Origin of the sequence: Pseudomonas sp. Leaf15 (assembly GCF_001421425.1) — a bacterium.
Classification (GTDB): domain Bacteria; phylum Pseudomonadota; class Gammaproteobacteria; order Pseudomonadales; family Pseudomonadaceae; genus Aquipseudomonas; species Aquipseudomonas salomonii.
Genome location: NZ_LMKI01000023.1, coordinates 38,889 through 64,779, shown reverse-complemented (window position 1 = coordinate 64,779; position 25,891 = coordinate 38,889). Strand labels below are relative to the sequence as shown.

Sequence of the window (25,891 nt, the reverse complement as noted above, 5' to 3'; positions counted from 1 at the left end):
CAGAATACAGAGTTTAGGCGCCCCGGCTCAGATTGGAACCGAACAGAGGCGAACTTTACACAAGCCTTACGCGGCGGCGAACAATTGTTCGTTGATCACGACGTTGGCGTCGCTCAAGGCCTTGCTGCGAACTTCTTCACCGTAGGCGAGGCCTTGGGCGCGGACAAATTCGATATCCGTGATGCCGAGGAAGCCAAATACCAGTTTCAAGTAATCCTCGTGGCCCACATTGCTTGCCTGGCCTGCGTGCAGACCGCCAGCGGTGGAAACAATGATCAGCTTCTTGCCGCCGCACAGGCCTTCAGGGCCGGCTTCGGTGTAACGGAAGGTTTGGCCGGCTACGGCAATACGGTCGATCCAGGCCTTGAGCTGGGACGGCACCGAGAAGTTGTACATCGGCGCACCGATGACTACGGCGTCAGCAGCGATGAATTCAGCCAGGGATGTGGCGCTCAGTTCGGCCTCGTGTTTTTGGACGGCGTCACGCAATTCGGCAGCGGTACCCAGGGCGCCCAGGGTCAGGCCGGAAAAATGGCTGATACCTTCGGCAGCCAGGTCACGATAGGTCACTTCCACACCCGGCTCAGCCGCTTGCCAGGCCTTGACCACACCAGCGCTGAGCTGACGCGAAGCCGAGTTGTCGCCGAGGATGCTGGAATCGATATGCAACAGTTTCATGCGGGTTCTCCAAGTGAGGATCGCGCCTGGGCGATCGAATGAGGTTAATCCTACACATGAACCCAATGATCGATTAGACGGCACAAATGTGATTGATCGTCCCGCCAGCAGGACAATAAGCTCGCCAACTCAGTGCGACGACACGTAAATAGACGCCGACGCAGGCGCCGGCAGCGCGTAAGTGCGCTTCATCCACTGAATCTCCTCCTGGGGCGTACGCCCGAACAAGCGCTTGAACTCTCGGCTGAACTGCGAAGCGCTTTCATAGCCCACCTGAACGCTCGCCGTTGCGGCGCTGATGTCGTTGCGCAGCATCAACAAGCGGGCCTGGTGCAGGCGCGTGGACTTGAGGTATTGCATCGGCGAGGTGTCAGTGACGGTGCGAAAGTGCGCATGAAAACTCGGTACGCTCATCATCGCCTCCTGCGCCAGCACTTCCACGTCCAGGTGCTGGTGGTAAAACCCATGAATCTTGCGAATCGCCCGCGCCACCTTGCCGAACTGGCCCTGGCGATTGAGCGCGGCACGCATCGAACCGCCCTGCTCGCCCGTGAGGATGCGGTAGTAGAGCTCGCGCATCAGGGTCGGGCCTAGAATCTGCGCATCCATTGGCGTGCTCATGGCCTCAAGAAAGCGCAGCAGTGATTCGCTGAGTTGCTCATCCATCGGCGATGAATACATGCCTCGGGGTTTGGCCTCGACCAGCCCCGGAAAGTCATCCAATGCCAGCATCAGTTCGGCGGCCAGGGTGAAATCCAGCCGCAGGTACACCGCCAGCATGGGTTCCTCTTCGCTGGCCTCGGTTTCCATGGTGAACGGCACCGGCACCGACACCACCAGGTAATGCTGGGCGTCGTACAGGTAAATCTCTTCGCCCAGATAACCGCGCTTGCGCCCCTGGCAGACAATCACAATGCCTGGGTCATAGAGCACCGGAACGCGGTGCAAGGGCTGATTCGAACGCAGGAAGCGCACGTCATCCAAAACGCTCAGGTTATAGCCTTCGACAGGCGCCAGGCTGCCCATCAGCTCGATGATTCGTTGGGTACGGCCCATGGTTCAAGGCTCTTGGCGAAAACTGCACGTTACTGCGCAATCGTCGCTTTGGCTACGCACTCATAGGAATAGGCAATCAGCACATTGGAATGGATATTCGCTCAAGCCGCGGTGTTCCGTAGCCTGAAACAGCACTTTCAGCCTTCGGAGTTTGCCCATGCTTATCGTCTCCAACCCCGCCACCGGTGAAGAAATCGGCCGTGTGGCCAAACACACCTCAGCCCAGGTCAAGGCCGCCGTTGACCGCACCTGCGCCGCCTTTGCCGAATGGTCCGGCAAACTCGCCAAGGAGCGTAGCGACATTCTGCGCCGCTGGCACGACAGCGTTAAGGCCGACAAGGAAGCCTTCGCCGAACTGCTGTGCCGCGAAAACGGCAAGTGCCTGAGCGAAGCCCGAGGTGAAATCGACTACGGCCTGGGCTTTATCGAGTGGTACGCCGAAGAGGCCAAACGCGTGTACGGCGACACCATTCCCACCCACGACCGCAATGCCAATGTGATGGTGACCAAGGAAGCCATTGGCCCGGTCGCGGCCATTACGCCGTGGAACTTCCCGTTCATGATGATCACCCGCAAAGTCGCCACAGCCCTGGCCGCCGGCTGCACCATGGTGATCAAACCCGCCGAAGACACACCGCTCACCGCCCTCAAGCTGCTGGACTACGCTCGCAAGGCCGGTATCGAAGCCGGGGTGCTTGAAGTGGTGGTGGGTGATCCCAAGGAGATCGGCCTGATCCTCACTGGCGACCCACGCATCCGCAAGATCTCGTTCACCGGCTCCACCGGCGTGGGCAAATTGCTCGCAGCGCAGTGCGCGGCAACCGTCAAGAAGATGACCCTGGAGCTGGGCGGCAACGCACCGTTTATTGTGTTCGCGGACGCCAATCTCGATGAAGCGGTAAAAGGACTGGTCGGCGCCAAACTGCGCAACTCGGGCCAGGTGTGCATCTCCCCGAACCGGATCTTTGTGCAGCACAGCATTTTCGAAGCCTTTATCCAACGTGTGAAGGCTGCCGTCGCCAACATCGAAGTGGACCAGGGCCTGCGCGAAGGCTTTGTGGTCGGGCCGCTGGTCAATCAACTGGGCTTTGACAAAGTCGTGCGTCTGGTCGAGGACGCCAGGGCGGCGGGCGCCAAGGTGCTGATGGGCGGCAAACCCCACGCCAAGGGCGGGCTGTTCTATGAACCGACCCTATTGACCGGCTTGCAGGACGACTCTCCGCTGGCGACTGAAGAGATCTTCGGCCCGGTGTTCGCCCTCTACTCGTTCAAGGACGAAGACGAAGTCATCGCCCGCGCCAACCAGACTGAATTCGGCCTGGTGGCTTATGCCTACACCAGCGCGCTGGGCCGTTCGTTGCGCCTGTCACGTCAACTGGAGGCTGGCATGGTGATCCTCAACTCGGGTTCAGTGGGCACGGCGTCGGTTCCCTTTGGTGGCATCAAGCAGTCCGGCTATGGGCGTGAAGGCAGCTATTATGGGATCGAGGAGTACGTGCATGTGAAGTATGTGTTGATGGCGGGGGCGCAGTTCTAAGCCCTCTGCCCCTCCAAAAGCCAGTGCCTGCAAGGCGCTGGCTTTTTTTCAGGCTGGATTTGCGCACGCCAGACGCGGATAGTTCGTCCCACTGACAGGACAATAGGTTGACCATGCAAGACCTCAACGACCTTTACTATTTCGCCAAAGTCGTCGAAGCCGGCGGCTTTGCGGCGGCCGGCCGGCTGCTGGGGATTCCCAAGTCACGGCTGTCCCGGCGTATTGCCGAGCTGGAAGAACGCCTTGGCGCCCGCCTGTTGCAGCGCACCACGCGGCAATTGACCCTCACCGCCGTCGGCGAGCGCTACCTGCGCCATTGTCAGGCGATGCTGCTGGAAGCGGAAATGGCCGACGAAGCCGTGGCCAGCATGTCCAGCGAACCGCGCGGGCGCCTGCGGGTGAGTTGCCCGGTGGGCATGGCCCAGCACATGTTGCCAGGCATCGTTGCCGGCTTTCTCGCCGCTCACCCACTGGTGCAGCTGGAGATGACCCTGGTCAACCGACGCGTCGACCTGGTGGCCGAAGGCATCGACGTGGCCCTGCGCGTGCGCGAGTTGGGCGATGAAGACCCCTTGCTGGTGACCAAGCGCCTGCGTCAGGCCCAGACAGTCTTGGTGGCCAGCCCGCAGTTCCTGCAAGGCCGCCAAATCAACACCCCGGACGATCTCAAGCAATTGCCGGTACTCGCTGCGCTTGAGGCTGACCGCCTGGTGCACTTGCGGTTGATCGACCCGCAGGGCAATACCGAAAACTTATCCATGGAAGCGCGCCTGGGCATCGATGACTTTATCGTGCGCAAAGCCTGCGCCTTGCAGGGCCTGGGCTTTACCCTGCTGCCGATGATGTATTGCGAAGAAGAATTGGCCAGCGGCCAATTGGTGCAGTTGCTGCCGCAATGGTCTTCGCCGGGCGGCTGGCTGCAGGCGGTCTACCCGCATCGCCGTGGTGTTTTACCGGCGATTCGGGCGTGGATCGACTATCTGGAAGAAGCCTTCAAGGGTTGCGGAGACCGTTTGCTATGAAGATGAGCGAAGCACAAGTCGCGGCGTTCTGCCTGGGCCTGCCCGGCGCACGTGAAGACTACAAATGGGGCGGCGTGCGCGTGTTCTCGATTGCCGGCAACAAGATGTTCGCCCTGCAGAACCTGCGCGGTGACTCGCTGGCGTTCAAGGTCGACAAGGAACTGTTCCTCGGCCATGTAGACCGCCCCGGCATCCACCCGGCGCCCTACCTGGCGCGGGCGCAATGGGTGATCATGAACACGCCCTACCCGCTGGGCGCCGAGGAACTGCGTGGCCTGTTGCAGCGCTCGCACCAACTGGTGGTGAGCAAGCTGCCCAAGCGCACGCAGGTTGGCTTGTTGCTAGAGGACTGACAGCAGCGTGCCGCCGAGGAACAACTGGTCGAGCCAGAACACCTCGTGCAGCACCACAATCACCCAGAACAGCACCTGATACGACACCTTGCGCGTCTTGTGGCGAAACACCTGTTGGGCAATCAGCGCCCCGGGCCAACCACCGGCCAGTTCCACGGCATGCAGGATATTTTCGCGCACGCGCGGGCCTTCAGCTTGAGCCTTGCGTTTGTCGCCCCAGTACAGGAAGAACGCCACCACGCTGACCACGCCATAGGCGGCCAGCGGGATCAGCGTTTCGCCGCGATACCACAGCAGCGCCGAGCCGATCAGCGGCGCGGCGCACAGCAACACAAAAATCAGCGCCTTCAGGCGCGGGTATTGAATGCTCATGGCTTGACCGCCGTCCAGTCGATCCAGCCAAACTGCCAGGTGGCCAGGATCACCAGGCCGAACGCGATCCGATACCAGGCAAACGCCGCGTAACTGTGGCTGGCGATGAACTTGAGCAAGGCCTTGACCGCTATCATCGCGAAGATGAACGAGGTGACAAAGCCGATGGCAAACACCGGCAAGTCATCGGGCTGGAACAGGTGACGGTATTTGTAGCCCGAATACACCGCCGCGCCGACCATGGTGGGCATGGCCAGGAAGAACGAGAACTCGGTGGCGGTTTTACGCGACAGGCCGAACAACAGGCCGCCGATAATGGTCGCGCCGGAGCGCGAAGTGCCCGGAATCATGGCCAGGCACTGGGCCACGCCGACCTTTAGCGCGTCTTTCCAGGTGATCTCATCCACCGTTTCAGCGTGCACTGCATGTTGGCGACGCTCGGCCCACAGCATGATCACCCCGCCCACCACCAACGCGGTGGCCACCGTGATCGGGTTAAACAGGTAATGCTTGATCAGGTCGGCAAAAATCACCCCCAATACCACCGCCGGCAGCACCGCGATGATCAGGTTGACGGTGAAGCGCTGGGCCTTGGGCTGGGTCGGCAAGCCGATCACCACGTCGAGGATCTTGCGCCGAAACGCCCAGACCACCGCGAGGATCGCGCCCAGTTGAATAATGATGTTGAACGCTTCAAAGCGTTCACCGCCGAAGCCGATCAAGTCGGCGACGATGATCTGGTGCCCGGTGCTGGAGATCGGCAGGAACTCGGTCAGCCCCTCCACCACGCCAAGAATCAATGCCTGTATGGCGGTCCAAAAATCCATGTATCCCCCAAAGGTCATGCGCTGCGGCACGCCTTGTCTGTCTTTTTAATGTTCACTGACCACGTGCAATCGTGACGCGCTGCGGATTTTCACCAGCCGTGCGCAAAAATTTCGTGAAAAATCAGGGAGTACTCAGGTTTTTCGGTTACAGGCCGAAAGCCTATCAGACAAGCTGGAATTGTCGATGCAGCACACAACTATAAAAAGCACGGAGTGACAGGACGATGAACAGTTTGCGCAGCATGTCGATCAGCCGCCGTCTCTGGCTGATCCTGATAGTCGCCGTGTTGATGCTGCTGACCCTCGGGTTGCTGATGCTCAAGCAGATCCATTACGACCTCTACCAGGCCAAACGCCAGCAAACCCAGCACGTGGTGCAGACCGCCAGCGGCGTACTGGCTTACTACCAGAACCTTGAAAAAACCGGCGCACTCACCCGCGAGGCCGCGCAACAGCAAGCCCTCAGCGCAGTGCGTGGGCTGCGCTACGACCACGATGATTACTTCTGGATCAACGACCTGACGCCCGTGATGATCATGCACGCGGCCAACCCCAAGCTCGACGGCCAGAACCTCTCGGCCATCCGCGACCCGGACGGTTTTGCGGTGTTCAATGAATTTGTGCTCCTGGCCAAGGCCAAGGGCGCCGGCATCGTCAACTATCGCTGGCCCAAACCGGGCGCCGACGCGCCGGTGGAAAAAACCTCGTACATCCAACTGTTCGAGCCGTGGGGCTGGATTATCGGGTCCGGCGTGTACGTGGATGATGTGCAGGCCGAATTCAACGGCCAGGTTTGGAAAGCCTCGCTGATCGGCCTGGGCATTGCGCTGGTGATGGCGCTGCTGGTGATCCTGATCGCGCGCAGCATCGTGCACCCATTGCAGGCGGCAGTGAACGCCATGGGCAATATTGCCAGCGGCGAAAGCGACCTGACCCGCACCCTCGACACCCACGGGCGCGACGAGGTCACGCAACTGTCGCAGCACTTCAATAGCTTCACCGCCAAGCTGCGCCAGGTGGTCGGCCAATTGCAGGTGTGTGCCAACGCGCTGGGCCAGTCGTCCACGGAGCTGGGCACCAATGCCAGCCAGGCCCACGACCGCAGCCAGCAACAGTCCCAGCAGATGGAACTGGTGGCCACGGCGATCAATGAAGTGACCTATGGCGTGCAGGACGTGGCAAAAAACGCCGAGCATGCCGCCAGCGAAATGCGCGACGCCCAGGCCCAGGCGCAGCAGGGCCAGGTGAATATCGACGGCAGCCTGCAACAGATCGTCCAGCTCTCCAGCACCATCAGCCAGGCCGTGGAGGTGATCCGCACGCTTTCCAGTGAAAGCACGCAGATTGGTGGCGTGCTGGAAGTGATCCGTTCAATTGCCGACCAGACCAATTTGCTCGCGCTCAATGCCGCCATCGAGGCGGCGCGTGCCGGTGAGCAAGGCCGTGGGTTTGCCGTGGTCGCCGATGAAGTGCGGCTGCTGGCCCAGCGCACGCAAAAATCCACCGCCGAAATCCAGGTGATGATCGAGCGTCTGCAAGGTCATTCGGAAGCCGCGGTCAAAGTGATCAGCGACAGCCACAGCGCCTCGCAATTGACCATCGAACAAGCGGGCCAGGCGGGGGCGAGCCTCACCGCCATCGGCCAGGCGTTGCGCAACCTCAACGGGCTGAATGCCTCGATTGCCAGCGCGACCTTGCAACAGGCGCATGTGGTGGAGGACATCAACCAGAACGTCACCCAGGCAGCGGGTTTGTCCCACAGCACCGCGCTGGCGGCGGAGCAGTCCAGCGTGGCGAGTGCGCATTTGCGCGGGTTGAGTGAGCAGCTTGAGGGGCTGTTGTGCCAGTTCAAGATCTAGCACTCATGATCGTTCCCACGCTCCGCGTGGGAACGCCGTCACGGACGCTCTGCGTCCAGGCCTGACGCGGAGCGTCAGGGGATGCATTCCCACGCAGAGCGTGGGAACGAGCATTCCTACGACCCACCATCTTGGTTACAATCACCGCCCTCACCCACTCTCCCAAGGAACCGCCATGTCCGGGCTTGAACTGTTCGCCGCCGCCCTGGGGGTGATCGCTGTCTGGCTGACGGTCAAACAAAACCCTTGGTGCTGGCCCATCGGCCTGGTGATGGTGCTGCTCTACACCTGGGTGTTCTTCGACGTAAAACTCTACTCCGACATGCTCCTGCAAGTGGTCTACGCCGGCCTGCAACTCTATGGCTGGTGGCAATGGACCCGCGCCGGTGAGGTCAAGCAGGGCCGCCAGGTCACGAGCCTGGGCTGGCCCGCGATCATGGTCAGCCTCGCCGTCGGCGCCGTGTTCAGCGCGTTGCTCGGTGCCGCCATGGCCCACTGGACCGATGCCGCGCAACCCTGGCTGGACGCCGCCCTCACCGGTTTCAGCCTGGTGGCGCAAATGTGGATGGCACAAAAACGCGTGCAATGCTGGGCGCTGTGGATCGCCGTGGACGTGATCTTCGTCGGCCTGTTTCTCTACAAAGGCCTGTACCTCACCGCCGCGCTGTATGCACTGTTCACCGTGATCGCCGTGCAGGGCTGGCGTGAATGGCGCGCCGACCCGGCGTTGCACGCATGAAAGTGGTGGTACTGGCCGGCCCCGAATCCAGCGGCAAAAGCTGGCTGGCCGCGCAACTGCACGCCCGCTTTGGTGGGCTGATGGTGGGTGAATACGTACGCTACTTCATCGACCATCACCAGCGCGACACCACCCTGGCGGACATCCCGGCCATCGCCCGTGGCCAACTGGCCTGGGAAGACGCTGCCCGCGCCGAGCAGCCTCACCTGCTGATCCTCGACACGCACCTGCTGACCAACAAGCTCTGGAGCCAGACCCTGTTCGGTGACTACCCGGCGTGGCTGGATGACGAACTGCTGGCCCGCCATTACGACCTGCACCTGCTGCTGTCGCCCGAAGACGTGGAATGGAGCGCCGACGGCCAGCGCTGCCAACCGGAGTTGGCGGATCGCCGAGTGTTTTTCCAGGGCAGCCTGGACTGGATCGAACAGCACCACCAACCCGCCCTGGTGATTCGTGGCGACTGGGAAGCACGCCGCACGACGGCCTTTGAGGCCGTCGAGCAACTACTCGCCCAACCAGGCCAGGCACCACCTGTATAAATACCTCACGCCTCAGTAACCGAGCGACAACCCGGTATTGCGGCGTGGGTCGTTCGCCCCGTAGAAGCGGTTGTTGCCCACCGGCTTGCCGCCCAGCGAAGGCGCGCCCACCAGGATCGCCGCCAAATGGTTGGCATCCTGGGGACCGGCAAACTTGTGGCCCCAGCTTTCGAGAATCTTCTGGGTGTCCGGGCTGACCGCGAAGGTTTCCAGGTTGGTGGTTTCCGGCATCCACTGCTGGTGGAAACGCGGCGCGTCCACGGCTTCCTGGATGTTCATTTTGTAGTCGATGACATTGAGGATGGTCAGCAAGGTCGCGGTGATAATCCGGCTGCCGCCCGGCGTACCGACCACCATCACTGCCTTGCCATCCTTAGTGACGATGGTCGGGCTCATTGACGACAACGGCGCCTTGCCCGGTGCGATAGCGTTGGCTTCGCCCTGCACCAACCCGTACATGTTCGGCACGCCGACCTTGACGGTGAAGTCGTCCATTTCATCGTTGAGGATCACCCCGGTCTTGCTCGCCATCACGCCGGCACCGAACCAGTCGTTGAGGGTGTAGGTCACGGACACCGCGTTACCCCACTTGTCGACGATGGAATAGTGGGTGGTGTTGTTGCCTTCATGGGGCGACACGCCCGGCTTGATCGCCTGGGAATCCCCGGCTTTCTGCGGGTCGATGGCGGCACGCAGTTTGGCGGCGTAGTCCTTGTCCAACAGGTGCGCGATGGGGTTCTTGACGAAATCCGGGTCGCCCAGGTAGCTGTTGCGGTCCACGTAGGCGTGACGCATGGCTTCAATCTGGTAGTGCAGGCCCTGGGCCGAGTGATAACCCAGGTCGGCCATCGGGTAGCCTTCGAGGATATTCATGATCTGGCAGATCACCACACCGCCGGAGCTTGGCGGTGGCGCCGAGACCACGTGGTAGCCACGGTAGTCGCACTCGATGGGCGCCAATTCGCGGGTCTTGTACTTGTCCAGGTCAGCCTGGGTGATGATGCCCTTGCCGGCCTGGCTGGAATCCACCAGCGCCTTGGCGACCCAACCTTTATAGAAACCGTCGGTGCCCTTGGCGGAGATTTCCTTGAGGGTCTTGGCCAGGTCTTTCTGCACCAGCTTCTGGCCGACCTGCATCGGCTGGCCGTTGTGCAGGAAAATCCCGCGCAGGTCCTTGTCTTTTTCAAACTCGCCGGTGGCGGTGTGCAGCAGGTCGATATCACCCTGCTCCAGTTCAAAGCCGCTTTCGGCCAGTTTGATCGCCGGGGCAATCACCTGGGCGCGCTTGAGGGTGCCGTATTTGTTCAGCGCGGTTTCCATGCCGGACACGGTGCCGGGTACGCCGACGGCCAAGTGGCCCTTGGCGCTGAGGCCGTCGATGACCTTGCCGTCTTTGTCCAGGTACATGTCGGCGGTGGCTGCCAACGGGGCTTTTTCACGGAAGTCGAGGAAGGTCTTGCGCCCGTCTGCCAGTTGCACGGTCATAAAGCCGCCGCCGCCGAGGTTGCCTGCTGCCGGGTACACCACGGCCAGCGCATAGCCCACAGCAACGGCCGCATCCACCGCGTTGCCGCCGGCCTTGAGCACATCCACGCCAACATGAGTGGCCAAATGCTGGGCGGTCACCACCATGCCATTTTCACCGGCCACCGGGGCCTGTGACGCGGCTTGCACGCCGTTGACCGTCAACACCAGCGCAGTGGCAATCAGGGTACGGCTGAAGGGTTGGTATTTCATCCATGGCTACTCTATTTATTGAGGTGCACCAAAATAGCCCGACTTGAATCCAATCCCCAGCGCAATGGCGTTTTTATTACAGAACTTGTCGGTCATAGAACGGGCACGAAAAAGCCCATGCTATATTTCGCGCCCAGACTGGCGGCAAGGCGCTTTGTGATGGCGATCAAGAAGACCGGGATTCGAGCGCAACAGGCCGACCAGACACGTGCGCGCATCTTGCAGGCGGCGGTCAAGGTGTTCACCCGCGACGGCTATTCCGGTGGGCGCGTCGACACCATTTCCAAGGCCGCGGACTCCAACGACCGCATGCTTTATTACTATTTCGGCAGCAAGGAACACCTGTTCGTCTGTGTGCTGGAACATGTCTACGAACAGTTCAATAAAGCCGAAAGCACACTCAAGCTGGACCAGGGCGACCCCGTGCACGCCTTGCGTGAACTGGTGGCCTTTATCTGGAGCTACTACGTCAAGCACCCCGAGTTCGTGGCGATCCTGAGCATCGAGAACCTGCACCAGGGCAAACATGCCCGGCAGTCCGGCGAGATGCGCAGGCTGTCGGGCGAAGCGGTTGGCGTGTTACGCCCGATCATCGAAGCCGGCCAGGCCCAGGGCGTGTTTCGCCAGGACATCGACCTCAAGCACGTGTATTTGATGATTGCCTCGCTGTGCTACTTCTATAACTCCAACCGCCACACGCTGAGTTCGTTTCTGGGTGAAGACCTGGCGGATAAGGGGCAGCAGCGGGATTGGCTGGGGTTTATCAGTGACCTGGTATTGCGGGGCGTAACGCCGATACCCCGGTAGAAACCGGTTCATCCTGTGGGAGCTGGCTTGCCTGCGATGGCATCAACTCGGTGTGCCTGATTTACCGAGTTGTCTGCATCGCAGGCAAGCCAGCTCCCACAGTTTTAACCGCGTCCTGTCAGTGGGTGCCAGGGTTGGCGCGCAGGTGCGCGACCTTTTGTTCCAGGCCTTTCCACGCCGGCGCATTGGGTGCAAAGCGTCCGCGCAGGTAGTCGACCAGATCCGCCACCTGGCTATCGGACAAACTGTCCCTGAACCCCGGCATATACCCCAGGTCCTGGGTCGCCGGGTTATTGATGCCTTGCAAAATCACCTTGATCAAATTATCCGGCTGGTCACTGAACACATTGGTATTGCTCGCCAACGACGGGCTCACCCCAAACAGCTTCGGCCCCAGGCCATCGGCATGACAGGCTTTACATGAGCCTTCGAATACACGTCGGCCATTCGGGTTCGCAACAGTCGCAACCTGAACGTGCGCCTCGGCAGTTGCCTCCCCCTTGAGCGACGCCAGGTACACCGCCATCGCACGAATATCGGCCTTGGGCAGCTTTGACAACTCACTCACCACCGGCCCCATCGGGCCTGCCGCCACGCCGTGGGCATCGGAGTAGCCAGTGCTCAGGTAAGTAAATAATTGCTCTTCGGTCCACGGCGTGGGTGCCTTGGACAACCCCGTCAACGCGGGCGCCTCCCAGCCATCGACCACGCCCCCGGCAAGGAAGGATTTGCCGCCCTTCTGCGCGCCCATCAGGTTACGCGGCGAGTGGCACGCGGCGCAGTGCCCAAGGCCATTGACCAGGTAATTGCCGCGATTCCATTGCTCGCTGCGCTCAGGCTGCAGGGTGATTTCACCCTGCCGCAGGTTCAGTGCATTCCAGCCGGCCATCAAGGGTCGGATATTGAACGGAAAGCGCATGGCATTCGGGGTCGGCGCCTGGCTCACCGGCGCCTGGGACATCAGGTAGGCATACAGCGCCTGCATGTCCGCCTCATTGATATTGCGAAACGCCGTATAGGGAAACGCCGGGTACAGGTTGCGCCCATCGCGGCCAATGCCGTCACGCATCGCCCGCTCGAATGCCGGGTACGACCAGGCGCCGATGCCGGTTTTCACGTCAGGCGAGATATTGCTGCTGTACAGCGTGCCGAACGGCGTTTGCATGGCCAGGCCGCCGGCATTCACGGCGCCACCCGGCGCGGTATGGCACACCGCGCAATCGCCCACCGCCGCCAGCAGGCGCCCGCGTTCCAGGGTGGCCCTGGACCAGGTGCCCGCGCCGGGCGGCGCAATCGGTGCGATTTCGTTGTGAAACGGCCACGCGGTGGCCAGCACTGCGCCCAAGGTGGCAAACAGCGCACCGAACCACCACTTCCTGCGTTTTTCCGGCGACTTGGCAGGTTCGCCAAGGGTGCCGGCGTTCAGCGCCGCCAATACCCGCTCGGGCGTTATCGGCAACTCGCGAAAACGAATGCCGGTGGCGTCATAGATCGCATTGGCAATCGCCGCCGCACTCGGCACCGAGGCCGACTCGCCAGCGCCCATGGGCGGCTGGTCCTGGCGCGGCATCATCAGCACGTCGATATCGGGTACTTCGGGGAAGGTCAGGATCGGGTAGCCGCCCCACTCCTTGCTCGCCACCCTCGACTCTTCAAAGGTCACCCGCTCCTTGAGTACACGGCTGGTGGACTGGATCACATTGCCGTGGATCTGATGCTGCACGCCCGCCGGGTTGATCATCATCCCCGAGTCATGGCCGATCACCACGCGCGTCACCGACACATCGCCGGTGTGCTTGTCGATGGCCACGTCCGCCACCCACGCCGCCCACGCGGCACCGAAACCGGGGAACTTGCTGTGGATATAGCGCGCATAGGCAAAGCCGCGACCGCGCAACAGGTGGTCCTCGCTGGCGGTTTGCATCGGCGCCGTGCGCGGCGTCCAGTTGGCCCGTTCGGCGGTGGATTTGACCAGCTCGATGGCGCGCTCGTCCTTGAGGTAGCGCAGGCGGTATTCCACCGGGTCGACGCCCGCAGCGAAGGCCAACTCGTCGATATAGGATTCATGCGCAAAGGTGTTGGGCAACGCCGATACGCCGCGCATCCACGAGGCGCGCACGATGGGCGCCATGTCGTTGATGGTCACGCGCATATTGTCGATGGCGTAGGGCGGGATCGAGGTGCGGTCGCCCATCTCGAACATCGCCGCCACCGGCTCCACGCGGCCAGTCAGCAACAGCGCCAGGGTCGGCGCGCCGTTGGACGGGTAGCTGGTTTCAAAATCATAGGCGGCAATGCTGCCGTCGGCGTTGAGCCCGCCGTCCACGTCCATCAACTGCGCGGTGCCCTTGGGTTCCCACAGGTGTTCCTGTTCGCGGGTCAGTTGCACCCGCACCGGCTTGCCCACGGCGCGCGACAACAGCAACGCATCGGCGCACACATCGTCCGCGCAGTTACGCCCGTAACAGCCGGCGGCTTCCATGCGGATCACGTCGATCAGCGCTTCATCGCATTCCAGCAACCACGCAAGGTCGGCGCGCAGCAGGTGCGGGTTCTGGCTGCCCGACCACACGCGGCTGCCGGTTGCTTGATAGTCCGCCACGCCACACGAAGGCCCGATCGAGCCATGCATCTGGTACGGCCACAAATAGCTGCGCGGCATGCGCTGGCTCGCACCCGCCAGGGCTTCGTCGACATTGCCCTGGTCGAGCACCGTGCGGCGTACCCGTGGGTTGTCGCGGATGGCTTGCTCGACATCACTCATGTCCGGCAAGGCGTTGTTCCACGGCTTCCAGTGCACCTGGAGTGCGTGGGCGGCCTTGATCGCCTGTTCTTCGCGCAACGCCACCACGCCGACAAAATCGCGAATCACCACCACCGCGACAATGCCGGGAATATGCGCGATGGACGCCTCATCCACACTCAGCAGGCTGTTGCCGACAAAATCGCCGCAGTCGAGCCCGGCATACGGTGGGCGGACCACGCGGCCATGGAGCATGTCCGGCACGCGCATGTCGTGCACATAGGTCAGCTCGCCGGTGGCCTTGCCGGGGATATCCACGCGCGCGGCGTCCTTGCCGACCAGGCGGTAATCTTCGACAGGTTTTAACGGCGCGTCACCACTGATGCGCAACTGATCATGCTGGCCGCTGACCAACTCGCCGTAGGTGGTGGTGCGCCCGTCGGCGGCATGCACAACCCCGGCTTCAACCTTGAGGCTGCCGGTGCTCACGCCCCAGCGTCCTGCTGCGCGCGCGAGCAAAAAACGCCGTGCTTCGGCGGCCGCATTGCGCAGCGGGACCGCCGAAATCTGCAAGGTCGCACTGGCGATGGTGGCGCCCTGGTTGGGCGCACGCTCGGTATCGCCCAGGACCATCTTGACCTGCTGCATGTTCAGGTCCAGCTCCTCGGCCACGATCTGCGCGAGCGAGGTGCGAATGCCGGTGCCCAGGTCCACATGGCCGTTGAAGGCATACACAAGGCCGTCATCGTTTACCGCAATGAACAACCCCAGTTCCCTGGGTTTAACGGTGGGTGTGCCGCCCTTGGCCACCGGGCCAGAAGGTGGCAGCACATCATCGACAATCAATAAGACGCCAGCCTTGGCCAGCCATTGCTCACGGGACATATCCGTCATGGTCGGCCCTCCACGCTCATAAGGTGCGCGGCACGCAGCACCGCGCGCAGGATTTCGATATGGGTGCCGCAACGGCACAGGTTGCCCGACAGCTCATTGCGCACCTGGGCTTCGCTGGGGTTGGGGTTGCGGTCGAGCAAGGCCTTGGCGGTCATGATCATGCCGTTGAGGCAATAACCGCATTGTGCCGCCTGCTCCTCGATAAAGGCTTGCTGCACGGGGTGCGGCGCCTGGCGTGTGCCGAGGCCTTCGAGGGTGACGATCTCGCGCCCGGTTGCACCCGCCAGTGGAAACACGCACGACCGCGCCGCCACGCCATCAATGATCACGGTGCAGGCACCGCACTCGCCCAGGCCGCAGCCGTACTTCGGGCCGTTGAGTTGCAGGTCATTGCGCAGCACCAGCAGCAGCGGCGTATCCGCCATGGCACTGACTTCGCGGGTGTGGCCGTTGACCTTGAGGCCAACGGTGATGGGTGGGCTGATCATTCGCTTCGCCTGTATCATTTGATGAAGCAACCACTACACGAAACAGTCAAAAAAAAGCGCCGCAACGTTGGGGCCTCGCGACACACTTGACACGTGAAGTGACTACTACATGAACTCAGAGCAAAAACGATGCCAAAGGGTGGGCGCTTGTTGTGGGGTGATTGAGCCTATGTGGCGAGCGGGCTCGCCACAGGAAGGCCGCTATTCCTGCGGATCGTCGATCATCTTGCGCAGCAGGAACAGCACCGCCACCCGCTCTGCGGGGTTGAGGTTGCTCATGGTCAGCTCGCTGATCTGCGCGGCGCGCGGCGCGGTTTGCGCGACCAGTTCGGCGCCGGCTGGCGACAGGTCGACCACCACTTTGCGTTTGTCCTGAGGGTCCGGCTCCAGGGTAATCAGCGCCTTGCTCTTGAGCCGCTCGACGATACCGCGAATGGTCGCCTGGTCGACGGCCGTGGCCTTGACCAGCTCGGTGAGGGAACTTGCACCGTGATCGCGCAGCGCACACAGGGTGACGAACTGCACGGCGGTGAGTTGCGAGTCGCCGACATTCTGCTGAAAAATCGCCAAGTGGCGCTGGTAGGCCTTGCGCAACAGGTGGCCAACTTGTTCAGAGAAAACGTAGGAATCAGGCACGGCGTGGCTCGGTGGGTGATTGGCGATGGTGGGCATGATGGCGGGGATGGTGAACGGACTCAAGCCTCGAACTGACGGAACACCTCAAACTGTGGGAGCTGGCTTGCCTGCGATAGCGCCGGGTCAGCCAGCCATGATGTGACTGACAGACCGCTATCGCAGGCAAGCCAGCTCCCACAGTTGAACACTCAACGTGCCAGGGAGGCTGGTGGTGCGACTACATCTCCCGCGATCACCACCGCCTCATCATCCAGGTACACATCACAATTGCGCAGTGGAATATCCATATGGCACGGCGTCTTGCGTGTGCCGCCCACTTCGGTATTCGGCCCGGTGGAGAACAGGAAGTTGCCGTAGAACGCCCGCGCATCCATGCACATGCCGTCGTTTTTGTCGTGCAGGCCCATGGCCGTCCACTGCGCCTTGGGTTGCAAGCCCCAGCCGATATGGGAGATGCCGTAGACCTCCGGGTCATTGAAATACTTCATGTAATCGCGCAAGTACTCGGCCTCGAAACCCCCGTGGATTTCAGTGATAAAGCCCTTCTCGATCTCCAGAGTGATCTTCTCGCGGGTGTAGGTCTTGAACGGCAGCAGGATGTCACCGATATCCAGCACCAGCACGCCCTCGGCGGTTTCTTCGTTGGGCCAGGAGAACAGAAAGCCACTCGGCCAATGGTCCCAGCGCCCAGGCTCGTCGGCAAAGCCGTACTCGGTGACCGACGGGTATTGGCCCAGCGCTGCACGGAAATCACTGCCCGCGCGGGATTTGACGTGGATCGAGCGGGCCTTTTTCAGCAACTGCTCGGCCGCTAGCACGCGAACCTTGTCGGCTTCGGTGGGCAACATGCGCGCCAACACTTCCGGCGGCTCCACGGCCAACAGGATGCGCGTGCCGGTCTTGAGGATCTGCTCCTGCTCCGGCGAGTGCAGCAGCATCATGGTGTCGACGATCAGGTCGGCGGCCTCCAACGCGCGCTGGGTGGCGATATTGCCGGTGAGCGCGGTGTCGCCGCAGTAGGCAGTCATGTCGTTGCCCATGGCCTTGGGATGGTTGAACGACGGCAATTCCACCGCATACACCTTGGCCCCCAGGCGCTGCGCCGCGTCCATCGCAGCACGCACGGTGCGCGGGTCGGAGTAATGGCTCTTGAGCACGGCGACGCTCTGGGTGGGGTCAACCTTCGACAGTTTCAACACGTGCTCAAACATCTGGGTCAGTTCGCAATCGCTTACCGGCATTTTCCTGTCTCCTGTGGGGCTGCACCAAGTTCAAGCACCACGCTTCACTCCAGTGCATTTTTATAGCGTATACGCCAATTAAAAACGATAAGACCCGAATTAAAGACGAACTGCAAGTGGCACGCCAAAACGTTACCAATCCACAAAAACCCTACAGATAAAGGTCAAAAACCGTTACAGAGGAAAAATACGGCCAAAGGATAAAATTTTAAAAGCAGGCTTCCCATTTCAAAAAATGAGCGTATACACTTTAAAACCTTGCGGACAGATGCCGCCAAAATCAAAAAAAGAGAGGTTTACGCCCCATGGGAAGCACACAAAAAATCGCCATCGTCGGTGCCGGCCTGGGCGGCGCCGCGGCAGCCACCCTGCTGCAGCAAGCCGGTTTCGATGTCGATATCTATGAACAGGCGCCGGAGTTTTCGCGCTTGGGTGCAGGCATCCACATGGGGCCTAACATCATGAAAATCTTCCGCCGCATGGGCATCGAAAAACAGCTGGACCTGATGGGCTCGCACCCCGAGCACTGGTTCAGCCGTTGCGGCGAAAGCGGTGACTACCTCGCGCGCATCCCACTCACCGGCTACGGCGCTTCCTACATCACCGTGCACCGTGGCGACTTGCACGCGTTGCAGATGTCGACCCTCAAACCCGGCACCCTGCACTTCAACAAGCGCCTGGAAACCCTCGAAGAAACCGATACCCAAGTGCGCCTGACCTTCGCCGACGGCGACGTGTCCTACGCCGACATCGTGATCGGCGCCGACGGCATCAACTCCAGGATCCGCGAAGAGCTGCTCGGCGTGGAAAAACCGTTGTACAGCGGCTGGGTCGCGCACCGTGCGCTGATCCGTGGCGACCAGTTGGCCAAGTACGACTTGAAGTTCGAAGACTGCATCAAGTGGTGGACCGAGGACCGCCACATGATGGTCTACTACACCACCGGCAAGCGCGACGAGTACTACTACGTGACCGGCGTGCCCCATGCCGAATGGGACTTCCAGGGCGCGTTCGTGGACAGCAGCCGCGAAGAGATGTTCGACGCGTTCAAGGGCTACCACTCCACCGTACAGGCGCTGATCGAGTCCACCGAAAGCGTGACCAAATGGCCGTTGCGCAACCGTAACCCGTTGCCGCTGTGGAGCCGTGGCCGCCTGGTGTTGCTGGGCGACGCCTGCCACCCGATGAAACCGCACATGGCCCAGGGCGCCGGCATGGCCATCGAAGACGCGGCCATGCTCACCCGCTGCCTGCAGGAAACCGGCATCAGCGACTACCGCACGGCGTTCCAGCTCTACGAAGCCAACCGCAAGGAACGCGCGTCCCGCGTACAAGCGGTGTCCAACGCCAACACCTGGCTGCGCACCCAGGAAGACCCGGCCTGGGTCTACGGTTATGACCTGTACGCCCAGGCGCTGAAATCGGGGGTGGCCGCGTGAGTACCTTTCTGTACGGCGCCCATGTGCAAGCCAATGGCATTCGCCAGCACTACCTGCGCTACGGCGGCAAAGGCCCGGCGCTGATTTTGATCCCGGGCATCACCAGCCCGGCGATTACCTGGGGTTTTGTGGCTGAACGCCTTGGCACCCGGTTCGACACTTACGTGCTGGATGTGCGCGGGCGCGGTTTGTCGTCCACCGGGCCGCAATTGGACTACAGCGCAGACACCTGCGCCGAGGACATTGGCGCGTTTGCCGATGCGCTTGGGCTCGATAGCTACCACCTGGTCGGCCACTCCATGGGCGCGCGGTTTGCCGTGCATAGCGCGGTCATGCACCCCCAGGGCGTCAACCGCGTGGTGCTGATCGACCCGCCAGTGTCCGGCCCCGGCCGCCGTGAATACCCGAGCAAGCTGCCATGGTACGTCGACTCGATCCGCCAATCGCTGGTCGGCATGGACGCTGATGCGATGCGCGCCTTCTGTGCCACCTGGACCGTCGAGCAACTGAAACTGCGCGCCGAGTGGCTGCACACCTGTTATGAGCCGGCCATCGTGCGCGCCTTCAACGACTTTCACACGGTCGACTTCCACCAGCACCTGCCCAGGCTCAAGGCCCCTGCCCTGTTGATGGTGGCCGGGCGCGGCGGCGTGATCCTCGACGAAGACATCGCCGAAATCCAGGACCTGCAGCCCGCGATCCAGGTCGCCCGCGTGCCGAACGCCGGGCACATGATTCCGTGGGATGACCTTGAGGGCTTTTTTGCCGCCCTTGACGGCTTCCTCACACAACAATAAGGACACCACCATGCTCAAGCCTTACCGCATCGGCCAGATCGTGCCGAGTTCCAACACCACCATGGAGACCGAGATCCCGGCGATGCTTAACGCGCGCCAGGCGATCCGCCCCGAACGCTTTACCTTTCACTCCAGCCGCATGCGCATGAAGCAGGTGCGCAAGGAAGAACTGGCGGCCATGGACGGCGAGTCCGACCGTTGCGCCATCGAGCTGTCCGACGCCAAGGTCGACGTGCTGGGTTATGCCTGCCTGGTGGCGATCATGGCCATGGGTCTGGGTTATCACCGCAATTCCGAACAGCGCCTGCGTAAAGCCACCGCCGATAACGACGCCAACGCGCCGGTGATCACCAGCGCCGGCGCCTTGATCGAAGGCTTGAAAGTGATGGGTGCCAAGCGCATCGCCATCGTCGCGCCGTACATGAAGCCACTGACCGAGCTGGTGGTGAACTACATCCGCGAAGAAGGCTTTGACGTGGTGGACTGGCGCGCCCTGGAGATCCCAGACAACCTCGAAGTGGCGCGCCACGACCCGGCCAACTTGCCGGCCATCGTCGCCGGCATGAACCTGGAAGGGGTGGACGTGATCGTGCTCTCTGCCTGCGTGCAGATGCAGTCGCTGCCGGTGGTGGCCAAGGTTGAAGCGCAAACCGGCAAACCGGTACTCACCGCCGCCATCGCCACCACCTACGCCATGCTCAAGGCCTTGAACCTGGAGCCTGTGGTGCCCGGCGCCGGCGCCCTGCTGTCCGGCGCTTACTGAGGAGCGTGGTGATGAACGAACAATCCGCCGACGCCAACTACCAGGGCGTCTGGGGCAATCGCATCGGCTTCGGCAAAAAATCCGCGCTGCTGATGATCGACTTTATGCAGGGCTACACCACCGAAGGCGCGCCGTTGTATGCCCCTGAAGTGGTGGTGGCCGTGGCTGAAAGCGTCGAGCTGCTGGCCACTGCTCGCCAGCACGGGATTACGGTGGTGCACACCAATATCCGCTACCATCCCGGCCATTTCGCCGATGGCGGTATCTGGGTCAAGAAAGCCCCGGTGATGAAAGACATGGTCGAGGGCAACCCGCTCGCGGCGTTCTGTACCGAGGTGTTGCCCCAGGCGGATGAAGTGGTGATCACCAAGCAATACGCCAGCGCCTTCTTCGGCAGCAGCCTGGCCCCGATGCTGCACGCCCAAGGCATCGACACCGTGGTGCTGGCCGGCTGTTCCACCAGCGGCTGCATCCGCGCCACGGCGGTGGATGCGGTGCAGCATGGGTTTCGCACCATCGTCGTGCGCGAATGCGTCGGCGACCGACACCCGGCGCCCCATGCAGCCAATCTGTTCGACATCGACAGTAAGTATGGCGATGTAGTGAGCAAGCAGGAGGCGATGAGCAAGTTCAAGGAGCAATAAACGGTTACGAAGAACTGCGCCACAGAGCGCGGTCTTGCACAAAACTGTGAGCCGCTCCGCCCAACGGTGGGAGCTGGCTTGCCTGCGATGACGGAGTGTCAGGCAACATAATTGTTGCTGATCCACCGCTATCGCAGGCAAGCCAGCTCCCACATTGAAAAGCCGGTGCAGCTTTCAGTCTTCTGTCACTGCCTTTGGAAGTCGCTTCTACAGCACTCCAAAGTGCTGAAAAAAGCGGCTGTATAAAAACCATAAGTCACCGCCAGGAGACACCCCGATGCCCATTGCGAATGCAGCGCCCGCGACTACGGTCGCCGACCCCGTTACCACGCTCTACCACAAGATCACCTGGAAGCTGATTCCGTTCCTGTGTTTCTGCTACCTGGCCGCCTACCTGGACCGCATCAACATCGGCTTCGCCAAGTTGCAGATGCTCGACCAGTTGCACTTCAGCGAAACCGCGTTCGGCCTGGGTGCCGGCTTGTTTTTCGTCGGCTATATCATCTTCGAAGTGCCCAGCAACCTGGTACTTGAACGCGTGGGCGCGAAGATCTGGATCGCGCGCATCATGATCACCTGGGGCCTGCTCTCGGCCTGTACCATGCTGGTCACCTCCACCACCCAGTTCTACATCCTGCGCTTTCTGCTTGGCGCCGCCGAAGCGGGCTTTTTGCCGGGCGTCTTGTATTACCTGACCACCTGGTTCCCGACGCACCGACGCGGGCGCATCATCGCGCTGTTCATGATCGGCCTGCCGCTGTCCAGCGTCATCGGCGGCCCGCTTTCAGGCTGGATCATGGGCCACTTCGACAACCTGGGCGGCCTGCGTGGCTGGCAATGGTTGTTCCTGATCGAAGCGGTGCCCAGCGTCCTGCTTGGCGTGCTGACCTTCTGGGCACTGCCCAATACATTCCAGCAGGCCAAATGGCTGTCAGACGAGGAAAAAGCCTTGCTGGAAAGCGAACTGCGCAAGGACGAAGCCGACGCCACCGGCAGCAAGCACAGCTTCCGTGACGGCTTCTTCAACCTCAAGGTGTGGATGCTCGGTGGTATCGATTTCTCGATCCTGCTCAGCGCCTATGCCATGGGGTTCTGGATGCCGACCTTCATCCGCAATGCCGGGGTGACCGACACCTTCCACATCGGCGTGCTGACTGCATTGCCCAGCGTTGCCGCCTTGCTGGGCATGCTGCTGATCGGCGCCAGCTCCGACAAACACCGTGAACGCCGCTGGCACATCATCGTGCCGTTCTTCATCGGTGCGGCGGCGATGGCCACCAGCACGTTCTTTACCCATAGCGTGGTCGCCACCGTGTTGCTGTTCGCCATCGCGTCAGCCGCCATCATCGGCGCCGTGCCGGTATTTTTCAGCTTGCCGGCAACCTTCCTCAAAGGCACCGCAGCGGCCACCGGTTTTGCCCTGGCCTGTTCGCTGGCGAATATCGCAGGCCTGGTCAGCAACTCGTTGATGGGGGTTGCGATCGACGTCACCGGCAGCAGCGCGGGTGCCTTGTGGTTTTTCGCTGGCTGCCTGATTCTCAGCAGCTTCCTGGTCATCGCCTTGCCGGCGAAACTGGTGAACCGTTAACCTGATCACGTTGCCGACAGCCGTCCAACTCTGATGGGCCAAAGCTGACAGGTGCGGGCTTGATCGCCACAGCAAGCCCGCTCACACATTTGACTGGTGACATGCCCGAAATATGTCCCGCAGCCTCAATGCCTGTTCAGCGGCCTGTTCGGCCGTGGCCACATTGGTAAAGCCCATCAACAAACCCTGCCCGCCTCCCGGCTCCAGGGTCCACGACGACAAGGCGTTAACCGCCAACCCCGCTTCATTGGCGGCTTCGGCAACCACGCGATCCGGCACGGGCACCAGCAACCGCGCCAACAAATTAATCCCCCCGGCCTGTTCATCCACGCGTAAAAAATCTGCGCAATGTGCCTGTAACGCCGCCACCAAAAAGCCCCTTCGCAGCGCATATAACTGACGCATCTTCTTCAAATGCCGGGTGAAGTGGCCCTGCTCGAGAAAATCCGCCGCGGTCAGCTGCAACAACTGCGCACCGCGCTGCTGCAACGCCTCGGCGCTGCGCCCGAACACCTCCACCAACGCCGCCGGCACCACCAGATAGCCCAAGCGCAAGCCCGGAAACAGCATCTTGCTGAAGCTCCCGGAATGAATCACCCGGTCGTGCACGTCCTGGCTCTTGAGCGCTGCCAATGGCTGGCCCTGGTAGCGAAACTCACTGTCGTAATCATCCTCCAGCACCCAACTGCCCTGCGCTTGCGCCCAGGCCAGCAACGCCTGGCGCCGCGCCAGGCTCAACGCCACACCCAGCGGGCTCTGGTGGGCCGGCGTGACAATCGCCAATCGCGCCTGCGGCTCACGCTGGATGCCCTGCGCCACATCCAGCCCATCACCGTCGACCGGTACCGGCACCAGCTCAACCCCTTGATGGAGCAACAACTGCCGCGCATGCACATAACCCGGGTCTTCGTACCAGCAGCGCTGCCCGGCCATCTGCAGCGCGTCGCACATCAGCGTCAGGGAGCCGGCATACCCCGAACAGATAAATACCTGTTGGGGCGTGCATTCCACGCCCCGGTACAGCGCGAGATAACTGGCAATCGCCACGCGCAACGCCTGGGCGCCGCGCACGTCGCCCATGGCCAGGCTGTCGGCATCGGTGCGGCGTACCTGCTGGGTGACCAACCGCGCCCAGAGCTTGCGTGGGAAGGCATCCAGCGCCGGCTGGCCCATTTGCAAGGCGGGCGGCGCCGAGGTTGGTGGTGGTGCGGCGGGCTGGGGCTTCATGGCCACCTGCGGCAATGTCCGCGCAATCACGGTGCCCGCCTGCCCACGCGCCTCGAAAAAACCCTCGCTGACCAGCAACTGGTAAGCCGCCTCCACGGTCCCTCGGGCGATCTTGAGTTCCAGCGCCAGACTGCGCACCGACGGCACCCGGTCACCGGGGCCGAGCTGGCCCTGGTCGATGGCCAGGCGGAAGCGGCGGTAGATTTCCTGATATTTGGGCAATGACGACATCACAAGGGGCTCGGCAGAACGACAAGGCAGAGTCTGATCATGTCCCAACCCACTTGTCCAATCATGCCCCTGTCGAGCAACCCTGCCACCCCCGAAAATGGCGCATCTCTTAACGCAACCCAAGGATCATCCATGAAACACCGTCTCGATTACGGCCACGCCGCTCCTGTTGGTTACAAGGCCCTGGGCGCCGTGCACAGCTATGTGCATGGCTGTGGCCTGGAGAAAGAACTGATTGAGCTGGTGTACCTGCGGGTTTCGCAGCTCAATGGCTGCGCCTATTGCCTGGACTCCCATTCCCGCGACTTGCTCAAGCAAGGCGTAAGCCTGGAAAAGATCATGCTGCTGGCCGCCTGGCATGAAGCCCTGCCGCTGTTCACGGTGCGTGAACAAGCCGCCCTGGCCTGGGCCGAAGTGGTCACCCAGGTGGCGCAAACCCACGTGCCGGACGCCGATTACGCCGCCGTCGCCACGGTGTTCAACGACAAGGAAATCGCCGACCTGACCCTGGCCATTTCCTTGATGAACGCCTTGAACCGCGTGGCCATCAGCTTTCGTAAAGTGCCGGAGGCGATCAAGGCCCACCTGGTGAACCTCAATGACCAATGAGCACGTCGAGTTCGCCCTCATGGAAACCGAGGCCGACTGCATTGCAAGCTTTGCCGTGATGCAGCAACTGCGCCCGCACCTGACCGACGCCGCCCGTTTCGCCGCACAGGTTCAGCGCCAGCGCCGGCACGGCTATCACCTGCTGGCCGCGCGTGAACACGGCAAGGTTATTGGCCTTGCCGGTTACCGCCTGACGGAAAACACCCTGTACGGCGAGTTTATCTACGTCGATGACCTGGTGGTGGACGCCACCTTGCAGCGCCGTCGCCTGGGCGAGCAGTTGCTCGACCGGGTCCGCGCAGAAACCCGCGCCCGCGGTTATCGTTACCTGGTGCTGGACACCGGCCTGCATATGGCCCTGGCCCAGCGTTTTTACTTTCGCCAAGGCCTGCTGCCGCGAGGCATGCACTTTTCCCAGGACCTGAGCCAATGACCCGCGCCCTGCTCCTCAGCTTCAGCCCCCACGGCAAGGCCGCGCAGACCTTCAAGCTGGCCCGTGCCCTGCTCAGCGACCTGGTGCCTGGCGCCGACGTCATCGAGCGCGACTACGGCAGCCAGGCGCTGGCGCCGTTGACCCGTGAATACGCGAACGCACTCACTACCCCTGGCGGCTTGAGTGGCAGTGCCACGGCGTTGTCGGAACAGTTGATCGTCGAACTGGAAGCCTGCGACCTGTTGATCGTCTGCACGCCGGTGCACAACTTCACCGTGCCGGCGGCGCTCAAGGTCTGGATCGACCATGTGGTGCGCATCCATCGCAGTTTCACCATCAATGCGCAGTTCGAGAAAGTCGGCCTGCTCAAGGACCGACGCACCTTTGTGCTGGTCAGCAGCGGCAATGCGCGCAAGGGGCATGAGCCGGACTTTCTCACGCCCTACATGACCACCATCCTGTCTACGGTGGGTATCCATTCGGTGGACTTCGTTTACCTGGGCGCCATGGTGCGCGGCGAAGAAGCGGTGGCCCGCGCTGTGGAACAGGCACACCGGCAGCTGTACGAAGCGATCCGCCCCAGCTGAATGCAGGGCACGCTTGAGTGCGCAGATCGACTGGCCCCTCCA

Annotated in this window: 25 protein-coding genes; 15 read left to right on the top strand and 10 right to left on the bottom strand. The window is 61.9% G+C overall.

Annotation, left to right across the window (positions count from 1 at the left end):
• Window positions 1–66 precede the first annotated feature (66 nt).
• A complete protein-coding gene (locus tag ASE80_RS16640; protein WP_017138816.1) occupies window positions 67–678 on the bottom strand; it encodes an FMN-dependent NADH-azoreductase in 612 nt (203 codons plus the stop codon).
• A 129-nt stretch (window positions 679–807) separates the two neighbouring features.
• Window positions 808–1,734, bottom strand: a complete 927-nt coding sequence (locus ASE80_RS16635; protein WP_056859890.1) for an AraC family transcriptional regulator — start codon at window positions 1,732–1,734, stop codon at window positions 808–810.
• A 157-nt stretch (window positions 1,735–1,891) separates the two neighbouring features.
• Here ASE80_RS16635 and ASE80_RS16630 point away from each other — a divergent pair, with 157 nt between their 5' ends.
• From ASE80_RS16630 to ASE80_RS16620, 3 genes are all read left to right on the top strand, one after another.
• Window positions 1,892–3,271 carry an NAD-dependent succinate-semialdehyde dehydrogenase gene (locus ASE80_RS16630; protein WP_056859889.1) on the top strand — a complete coding sequence of 460 codons (1,380 nt, stop codon included), beginning with the start codon at window positions 1,892–1,894 and terminating at the stop codon, window positions 3,269–3,271.
• A 113-nt stretch (window positions 3,272–3,384) separates the two neighbouring features.
• Window positions 3,385–4,293, top strand: a complete 909-nt coding sequence (locus ASE80_RS16625) for a LysR substrate-binding domain-containing protein (RefSeq protein ID WP_017138819.1) — start codon at window positions 3,385–3,387, stop codon at window positions 4,291–4,293.
• On the top strand, window positions 4,290–4,646 hold the full coding sequence (locus tag ASE80_RS16620) for an MmcQ/YjbR family DNA-binding protein (RefSeq protein ID WP_056859888.1): 357 nt from the start codon (window positions 4,290–4,292) through the stop codon (window positions 4,644–4,646). Before ASE80_RS16625 ends, ASE80_RS16620 begins: the two co-directional genes overlap by 4 nt.
• Here ASE80_RS16620 and ASE80_RS16615 read toward each other — a convergent pair.
• On the bottom strand, window positions 4,635–5,018 hold the full coding sequence (locus ASE80_RS16615; protein ID WP_056859887.1) for a DUF1294 domain-containing protein: 384 nt from the start codon (window positions 5,016–5,018) through the stop codon (window positions 4,635–4,637). The two genes, ASE80_RS16620 and ASE80_RS16615, sit on opposite strands and share 12 nt — an antisense overlap.
• Window positions 5,015–5,845 carry an undecaprenyl-diphosphate phosphatase gene (locus ASE80_RS16610; RefSeq protein WP_056859886.1) on the bottom strand — a complete coding sequence of 277 codons (831 nt, stop codon included), beginning with the start codon at window positions 5,843–5,845 and terminating at the stop codon, window positions 5,015–5,017. The genes ASE80_RS16615 and ASE80_RS16610 overlap by 4 nt, the downstream gene beginning before the upstream one ends.
• Before the next feature lie 224 nt (window positions 5,846–6,069).
• On the opposite strand from ASE80_RS16610, the gene ASE80_RS16605 reads away from it, so the two are divergent.
• From ASE80_RS16605 to ASE80_RS16595, 3 genes are all read left to right on the top strand, one after another.
• The gene (locus ASE80_RS16605; RefSeq protein WP_056859885.1) at window positions 6,070–7,704 is read left to right on the top strand and encodes a methyl-accepting chemotaxis protein; all 1,635 of its coding nucleotides are present in this window, start codon (window positions 6,070–6,072) and stop codon (window positions 7,702–7,704) included.
• Window positions 7,705–7,879: 175 nt separating this feature from the next.
• Window positions 7,880–8,443 carry a nicotinamide riboside transporter PnuC gene (gene pnuC / locus ASE80_RS16600; protein WP_056859884.1) on the top strand — a complete coding sequence of 188 codons (564 nt, stop codon included), beginning with the start codon at window positions 7,880–7,882 and terminating at the stop codon, window positions 8,441–8,443.
• Window positions 8,440–8,985, top strand: coding sequence for an AAA family ATPase (locus ASE80_RS16595; RefSeq protein WP_056859883.1), 546 nt, complete (start codon window positions 8,440–8,442; stop codon window positions 8,983–8,985). The genes pnuC and ASE80_RS16595 overlap by 4 nt, the downstream gene beginning before the upstream one ends.
• 12 nt (window positions 8,986–8,997) lie before the next feature.
• On the opposite strand, the gene ggt is transcribed toward ASE80_RS16595, so the two are convergent.
• Window positions 8,998–10,722, bottom strand: a complete 1,725-nt coding sequence (ggt, locus tag ASE80_RS16590) for a gamma-glutamyltransferase (protein WP_056859882.1) — start codon at window positions 10,720–10,722, stop codon at window positions 8,998–9,000.
• A gap of 159 nt (window positions 10,723–10,881) precedes the next feature.
• On the opposite strand from ggt, the gene ASE80_RS16585 reads away from it, so the two are divergent.
• Window positions 10,882–11,529 carry a TetR/AcrR family transcriptional regulator gene (locus tag ASE80_RS16585; protein ID WP_056859881.1) on the top strand — a complete coding sequence of 216 codons (648 nt, stop codon included), beginning with the start codon at window positions 10,882–10,884 and terminating at the stop codon, window positions 11,527–11,529.
• A gap of 118 nt (window positions 11,530–11,647) precedes the next feature.
• On the opposite strand, the gene ASE80_RS16580 is transcribed toward ASE80_RS16585, so the two are convergent.
• The 4 genes from ASE80_RS16580 to ASE80_RS16565 all read right to left on the bottom strand — a co-directional run bounded on the left by ASE80_RS16580 (window position 11,648) and on the right by ASE80_RS16565 (window position 17,531).
• On the bottom strand, window positions 11,648–15,166 hold the full coding sequence (locus ASE80_RS16580; protein ID WP_056859880.1) for a molybdopterin cofactor-binding domain-containing protein: 3,519 nt from the start codon (window positions 15,164–15,166) through the stop codon (window positions 11,648–11,650).
• Window positions 15,163–15,654 carry a (2Fe-2S)-binding protein gene (locus ASE80_RS16575; protein ID WP_056859879.1) on the bottom strand — a complete coding sequence of 164 codons (492 nt, stop codon included), beginning with the start codon at window positions 15,652–15,654 and terminating at the stop codon, window positions 15,163–15,165. The genes ASE80_RS16580 and ASE80_RS16575 overlap by 4 nt, the downstream gene beginning before the upstream one ends.
• Before the next feature lie 201 nt (window positions 15,655–15,855).
• Window positions 15,856–16,290: a MarR family winged helix-turn-helix transcriptional regulator gene (locus tag ASE80_RS16570; protein ID WP_082463654.1), complete on the bottom strand. Its 435-nt coding sequence runs from the start codon at window positions 16,288–16,290 to the stop codon at window positions 15,856–15,858.
• A 188-nt stretch (window positions 16,291–16,478) separates the two neighbouring features.
• On the bottom strand, window positions 16,479–17,531 hold the full coding sequence (locus tag ASE80_RS16565; RefSeq protein ID WP_056859877.1) for a 2,5-dihydroxypyridine 5,6-dioxygenase: 1,053 nt from the start codon (window positions 17,529–17,531) through the stop codon (window positions 16,479–16,481).
• A 305-nt stretch (window positions 17,532–17,836) separates the two neighbouring features.
• Here ASE80_RS16565 and ASE80_RS16560 point away from each other — a divergent pair, with 305 nt between their 5' ends.
• From ASE80_RS16560 to ASE80_RS16540, 5 genes are all read left to right on the top strand, one after another.
• Window positions 17,837–18,970, top strand: a complete 1,134-nt coding sequence (locus tag ASE80_RS16560) for an FAD-dependent monooxygenase (protein ID WP_056859876.1) — start codon at window positions 17,837–17,839, stop codon at window positions 18,968–18,970.
• Window positions 18,967–19,767 (top strand): alpha/beta fold hydrolase, encoded by an 801-nt coding sequence (locus ASE80_RS16555; RefSeq protein ID WP_056859875.1) that lies wholly within the window; start codon window positions 18,967–18,969, stop codon window positions 19,765–19,767. The genes ASE80_RS16560 and ASE80_RS16555 overlap by 4 nt, the downstream gene beginning before the upstream one ends.
• Window positions 19,768–19,777: 10 nt before the next feature.
• A complete protein-coding gene (locus ASE80_RS16550; protein ID WP_056859874.1) occupies window positions 19,778–20,530 on the top strand; it encodes a maleate cis-trans isomerase family protein in 753 nt (250 codons plus the stop codon).
• 11 nt (window positions 20,531–20,541) lie between these two features.
• Window positions 20,542–21,174, top strand: a complete 633-nt coding sequence (locus tag ASE80_RS16545; RefSeq protein WP_056859873.1) for an N-carbamoylsarcosine amidohydrolase — start codon at window positions 20,542–20,544, stop codon at window positions 21,172–21,174.
• Window positions 21,175–21,451: 277 nt separating this feature from the next.
• The gene (locus tag ASE80_RS16540; RefSeq protein ID WP_056859872.1) at window positions 21,452–22,762 is read left to right on the top strand and encodes an MFS transporter; all 1,311 of its coding nucleotides are present in this window, start codon (window positions 21,452–21,454) and stop codon (window positions 22,760–22,762) included.
• A gap of 81 nt (window positions 22,763–22,843) precedes the next feature.
• On the opposite strand, the gene pdxR is transcribed toward ASE80_RS16540, so the two are convergent.
• Window positions 22,844–24,220, bottom strand: coding sequence for a MocR-like pyridoxine biosynthesis transcription factor PdxR (gene pdxR, locus ASE80_RS16535; RefSeq protein ID WP_056859871.1), 1,377 nt, complete (start codon window positions 24,218–24,220; stop codon window positions 22,844–22,846).
• A gap of 132 nt (window positions 24,221–24,352) precedes the next feature.
• Between pdxR and ASE80_RS16530 the strand changes: the two genes are divergently transcribed.
• From ASE80_RS16530 to ASE80_RS16520, 3 genes are read left to right on the top strand one after another with little or no spacing between them, the layout of a single operon-like run.
• A complete protein-coding gene (locus tag ASE80_RS16530; RefSeq protein ID WP_056859870.1) occupies window positions 24,353–24,829 on the top strand; it encodes a carboxymuconolactone decarboxylase family protein in 477 nt (158 codons plus the stop codon).
• Complete coding sequence (locus ASE80_RS16525) at window positions 24,819–25,262, top strand: GNAT family N-acetyltransferase (protein WP_056859869.1); 444 nt, start codon at window positions 24,819–24,821, stop codon at window positions 25,260–25,262. The genes ASE80_RS16530 and ASE80_RS16525 overlap by 11 nt, the downstream gene beginning before the upstream one ends.
• The gene (locus tag ASE80_RS16520; RefSeq protein ID WP_056859868.1) at window positions 25,259–25,849 is read left to right on the top strand and encodes an FMN-dependent NADH-azoreductase; all 591 of its coding nucleotides are present in this window, start codon (window positions 25,259–25,261) and stop codon (window positions 25,847–25,849) included. The genes ASE80_RS16525 and ASE80_RS16520 overlap by 4 nt, the downstream gene beginning before the upstream one ends.
• The last annotated feature ends 42 nt before the right edge of the window (window positions 25,850–25,891 follow it).

What these genes read in the sequence shown, in the direction of transcription:
- ASE80_RS16640 (WP_017138816.1), bottom strand. Translation starts at nt 678, where the DNA reads ATGAAACTGTTGCATATCGATTCCAGCATCCTCGGCGACAACTCGGCT.
- ASE80_RS16635 (WP_056859890.1), bottom strand. Translation starts at nt 1,734, where the DNA reads ATGGGCCGTACCCAACGAATCATCGAGCTGATGGGCAGCCTGGCGCCT.
- ASE80_RS16630 (WP_056859889.1), top strand. Translation starts at nt 1,892, where the DNA reads ATGCTTATCGTCTCCAACCCCGCCACCGGTGAAGAAATCGGCCGTGTG.
- ASE80_RS16625 (WP_017138819.1), top strand. Translation starts at nt 3,385, where the DNA reads ATGCAAGACCTCAACGACCTTTACTATTTCGCCAAAGTCGTCGAAGCC.
- ASE80_RS16620 (WP_056859888.1), top strand. Translation starts at nt 4,290, where the DNA reads ATGAAGATGAGCGAAGCACAAGTCGCGGCGTTCTGCCTGGGCCTGCCC.
- ASE80_RS16615 (WP_056859887.1), bottom strand. Translation starts at nt 5,018, where the DNA reads ATGAGCATTCAATACCCGCGCCTGAAGGCGCTGATTTTTGTGTTGCTG.
- ASE80_RS16610 (WP_056859886.1), bottom strand. Translation starts at nt 5,845, where the DNA reads ATGGATTTTTGGACCGCCATACAGGCATTGATTCTTGGCGTGGTGGAG.
- ASE80_RS16605 (WP_056859885.1), top strand. Translation starts at nt 6,070, where the DNA reads ATGAACAGTTTGCGCAGCATGTCGATCAGCCGCCGTCTCTGGCTGATC.
- pnuC (WP_056859884.1), top strand. Translation starts at nt 7,880, where the DNA reads ATGTCCGGGCTTGAACTGTTCGCCGCCGCCCTGGGGGTGATCGCTGTC.
- ASE80_RS16595 (WP_056859883.1), top strand. Translation starts at nt 8,440, where the DNA reads ATGAAAGTGGTGGTACTGGCCGGCCCCGAATCCAGCGGCAAAAGCTGG.
- ggt (WP_056859882.1), bottom strand. Translation starts at nt 10,722, where the DNA reads ATGAAATACCAACCCTTCAGCCGTACCCTGATTGCCACTGCGCTGGTG.
- ASE80_RS16585 (WP_056859881.1), top strand. Translation starts at nt 10,882, where the DNA reads ATGGCGATCAAGAAGACCGGGATTCGAGCGCAACAGGCCGACCAGACA.
- ASE80_RS16580 (WP_056859880.1), bottom strand. Translation starts at nt 15,166, where the DNA reads ATGACGGATATGTCCCGTGAGCAATGGCTGGCCAAGGCTGGCGTCTTA.
- ASE80_RS16575 (WP_056859879.1), bottom strand. Translation starts at nt 15,654, where the DNA reads ATGATCAGCCCACCCATCACCGTTGGCCTCAAGGTCAACGGCCACACC.
- ASE80_RS16565 (WP_056859877.1), bottom strand. Translation starts at nt 17,531, where the DNA reads ATGCCGGTAAGCGATTGCGAACTGACCCAGATGTTTGAGCACGTGTTG.
- ASE80_RS16560 (WP_056859876.1), top strand. Translation starts at nt 17,837, where the DNA reads ATGGGAAGCACACAAAAAATCGCCATCGTCGGTGCCGGCCTGGGCGGC.
- ASE80_RS16550 (WP_056859874.1), top strand. Translation starts at nt 19,778, where the DNA reads ATGCTCAAGCCTTACCGCATCGGCCAGATCGTGCCGAGTTCCAACACC.
- ASE80_RS16545 (WP_056859873.1), top strand. Translation starts at nt 20,542, where the DNA reads ATGAACGAACAATCCGCCGACGCCAACTACCAGGGCGTCTGGGGCAAT.
- ASE80_RS16540 (WP_056859872.1), top strand. Translation starts at nt 21,452, where the DNA reads ATGCCCATTGCGAATGCAGCGCCCGCGACTACGGTCGCCGACCCCGTT.
- pdxR (WP_056859871.1), bottom strand. Translation starts at nt 24,220, where the DNA reads ATGTCGTCATTGCCCAAATATCAGGAAATCTACCGCCGCTTCCGCCTG.
- ASE80_RS16530 (WP_056859870.1), top strand. Translation starts at nt 24,353, where the DNA reads ATGAAACACCGTCTCGATTACGGCCACGCCGCTCCTGTTGGTTACAAG.
- ASE80_RS16525 (WP_056859869.1), top strand. Translation starts at nt 24,819, where the DNA reads ATGACCAATGAGCACGTCGAGTTCGCCCTCATGGAAACCGAGGCCGAC.
- ASE80_RS16520 (WP_056859868.1), top strand. Translation starts at nt 25,259, where the DNA reads ATGACCCGCGCCCTGCTCCTCAGCTTCAGCCCCCACGGCAAGGCCGCG.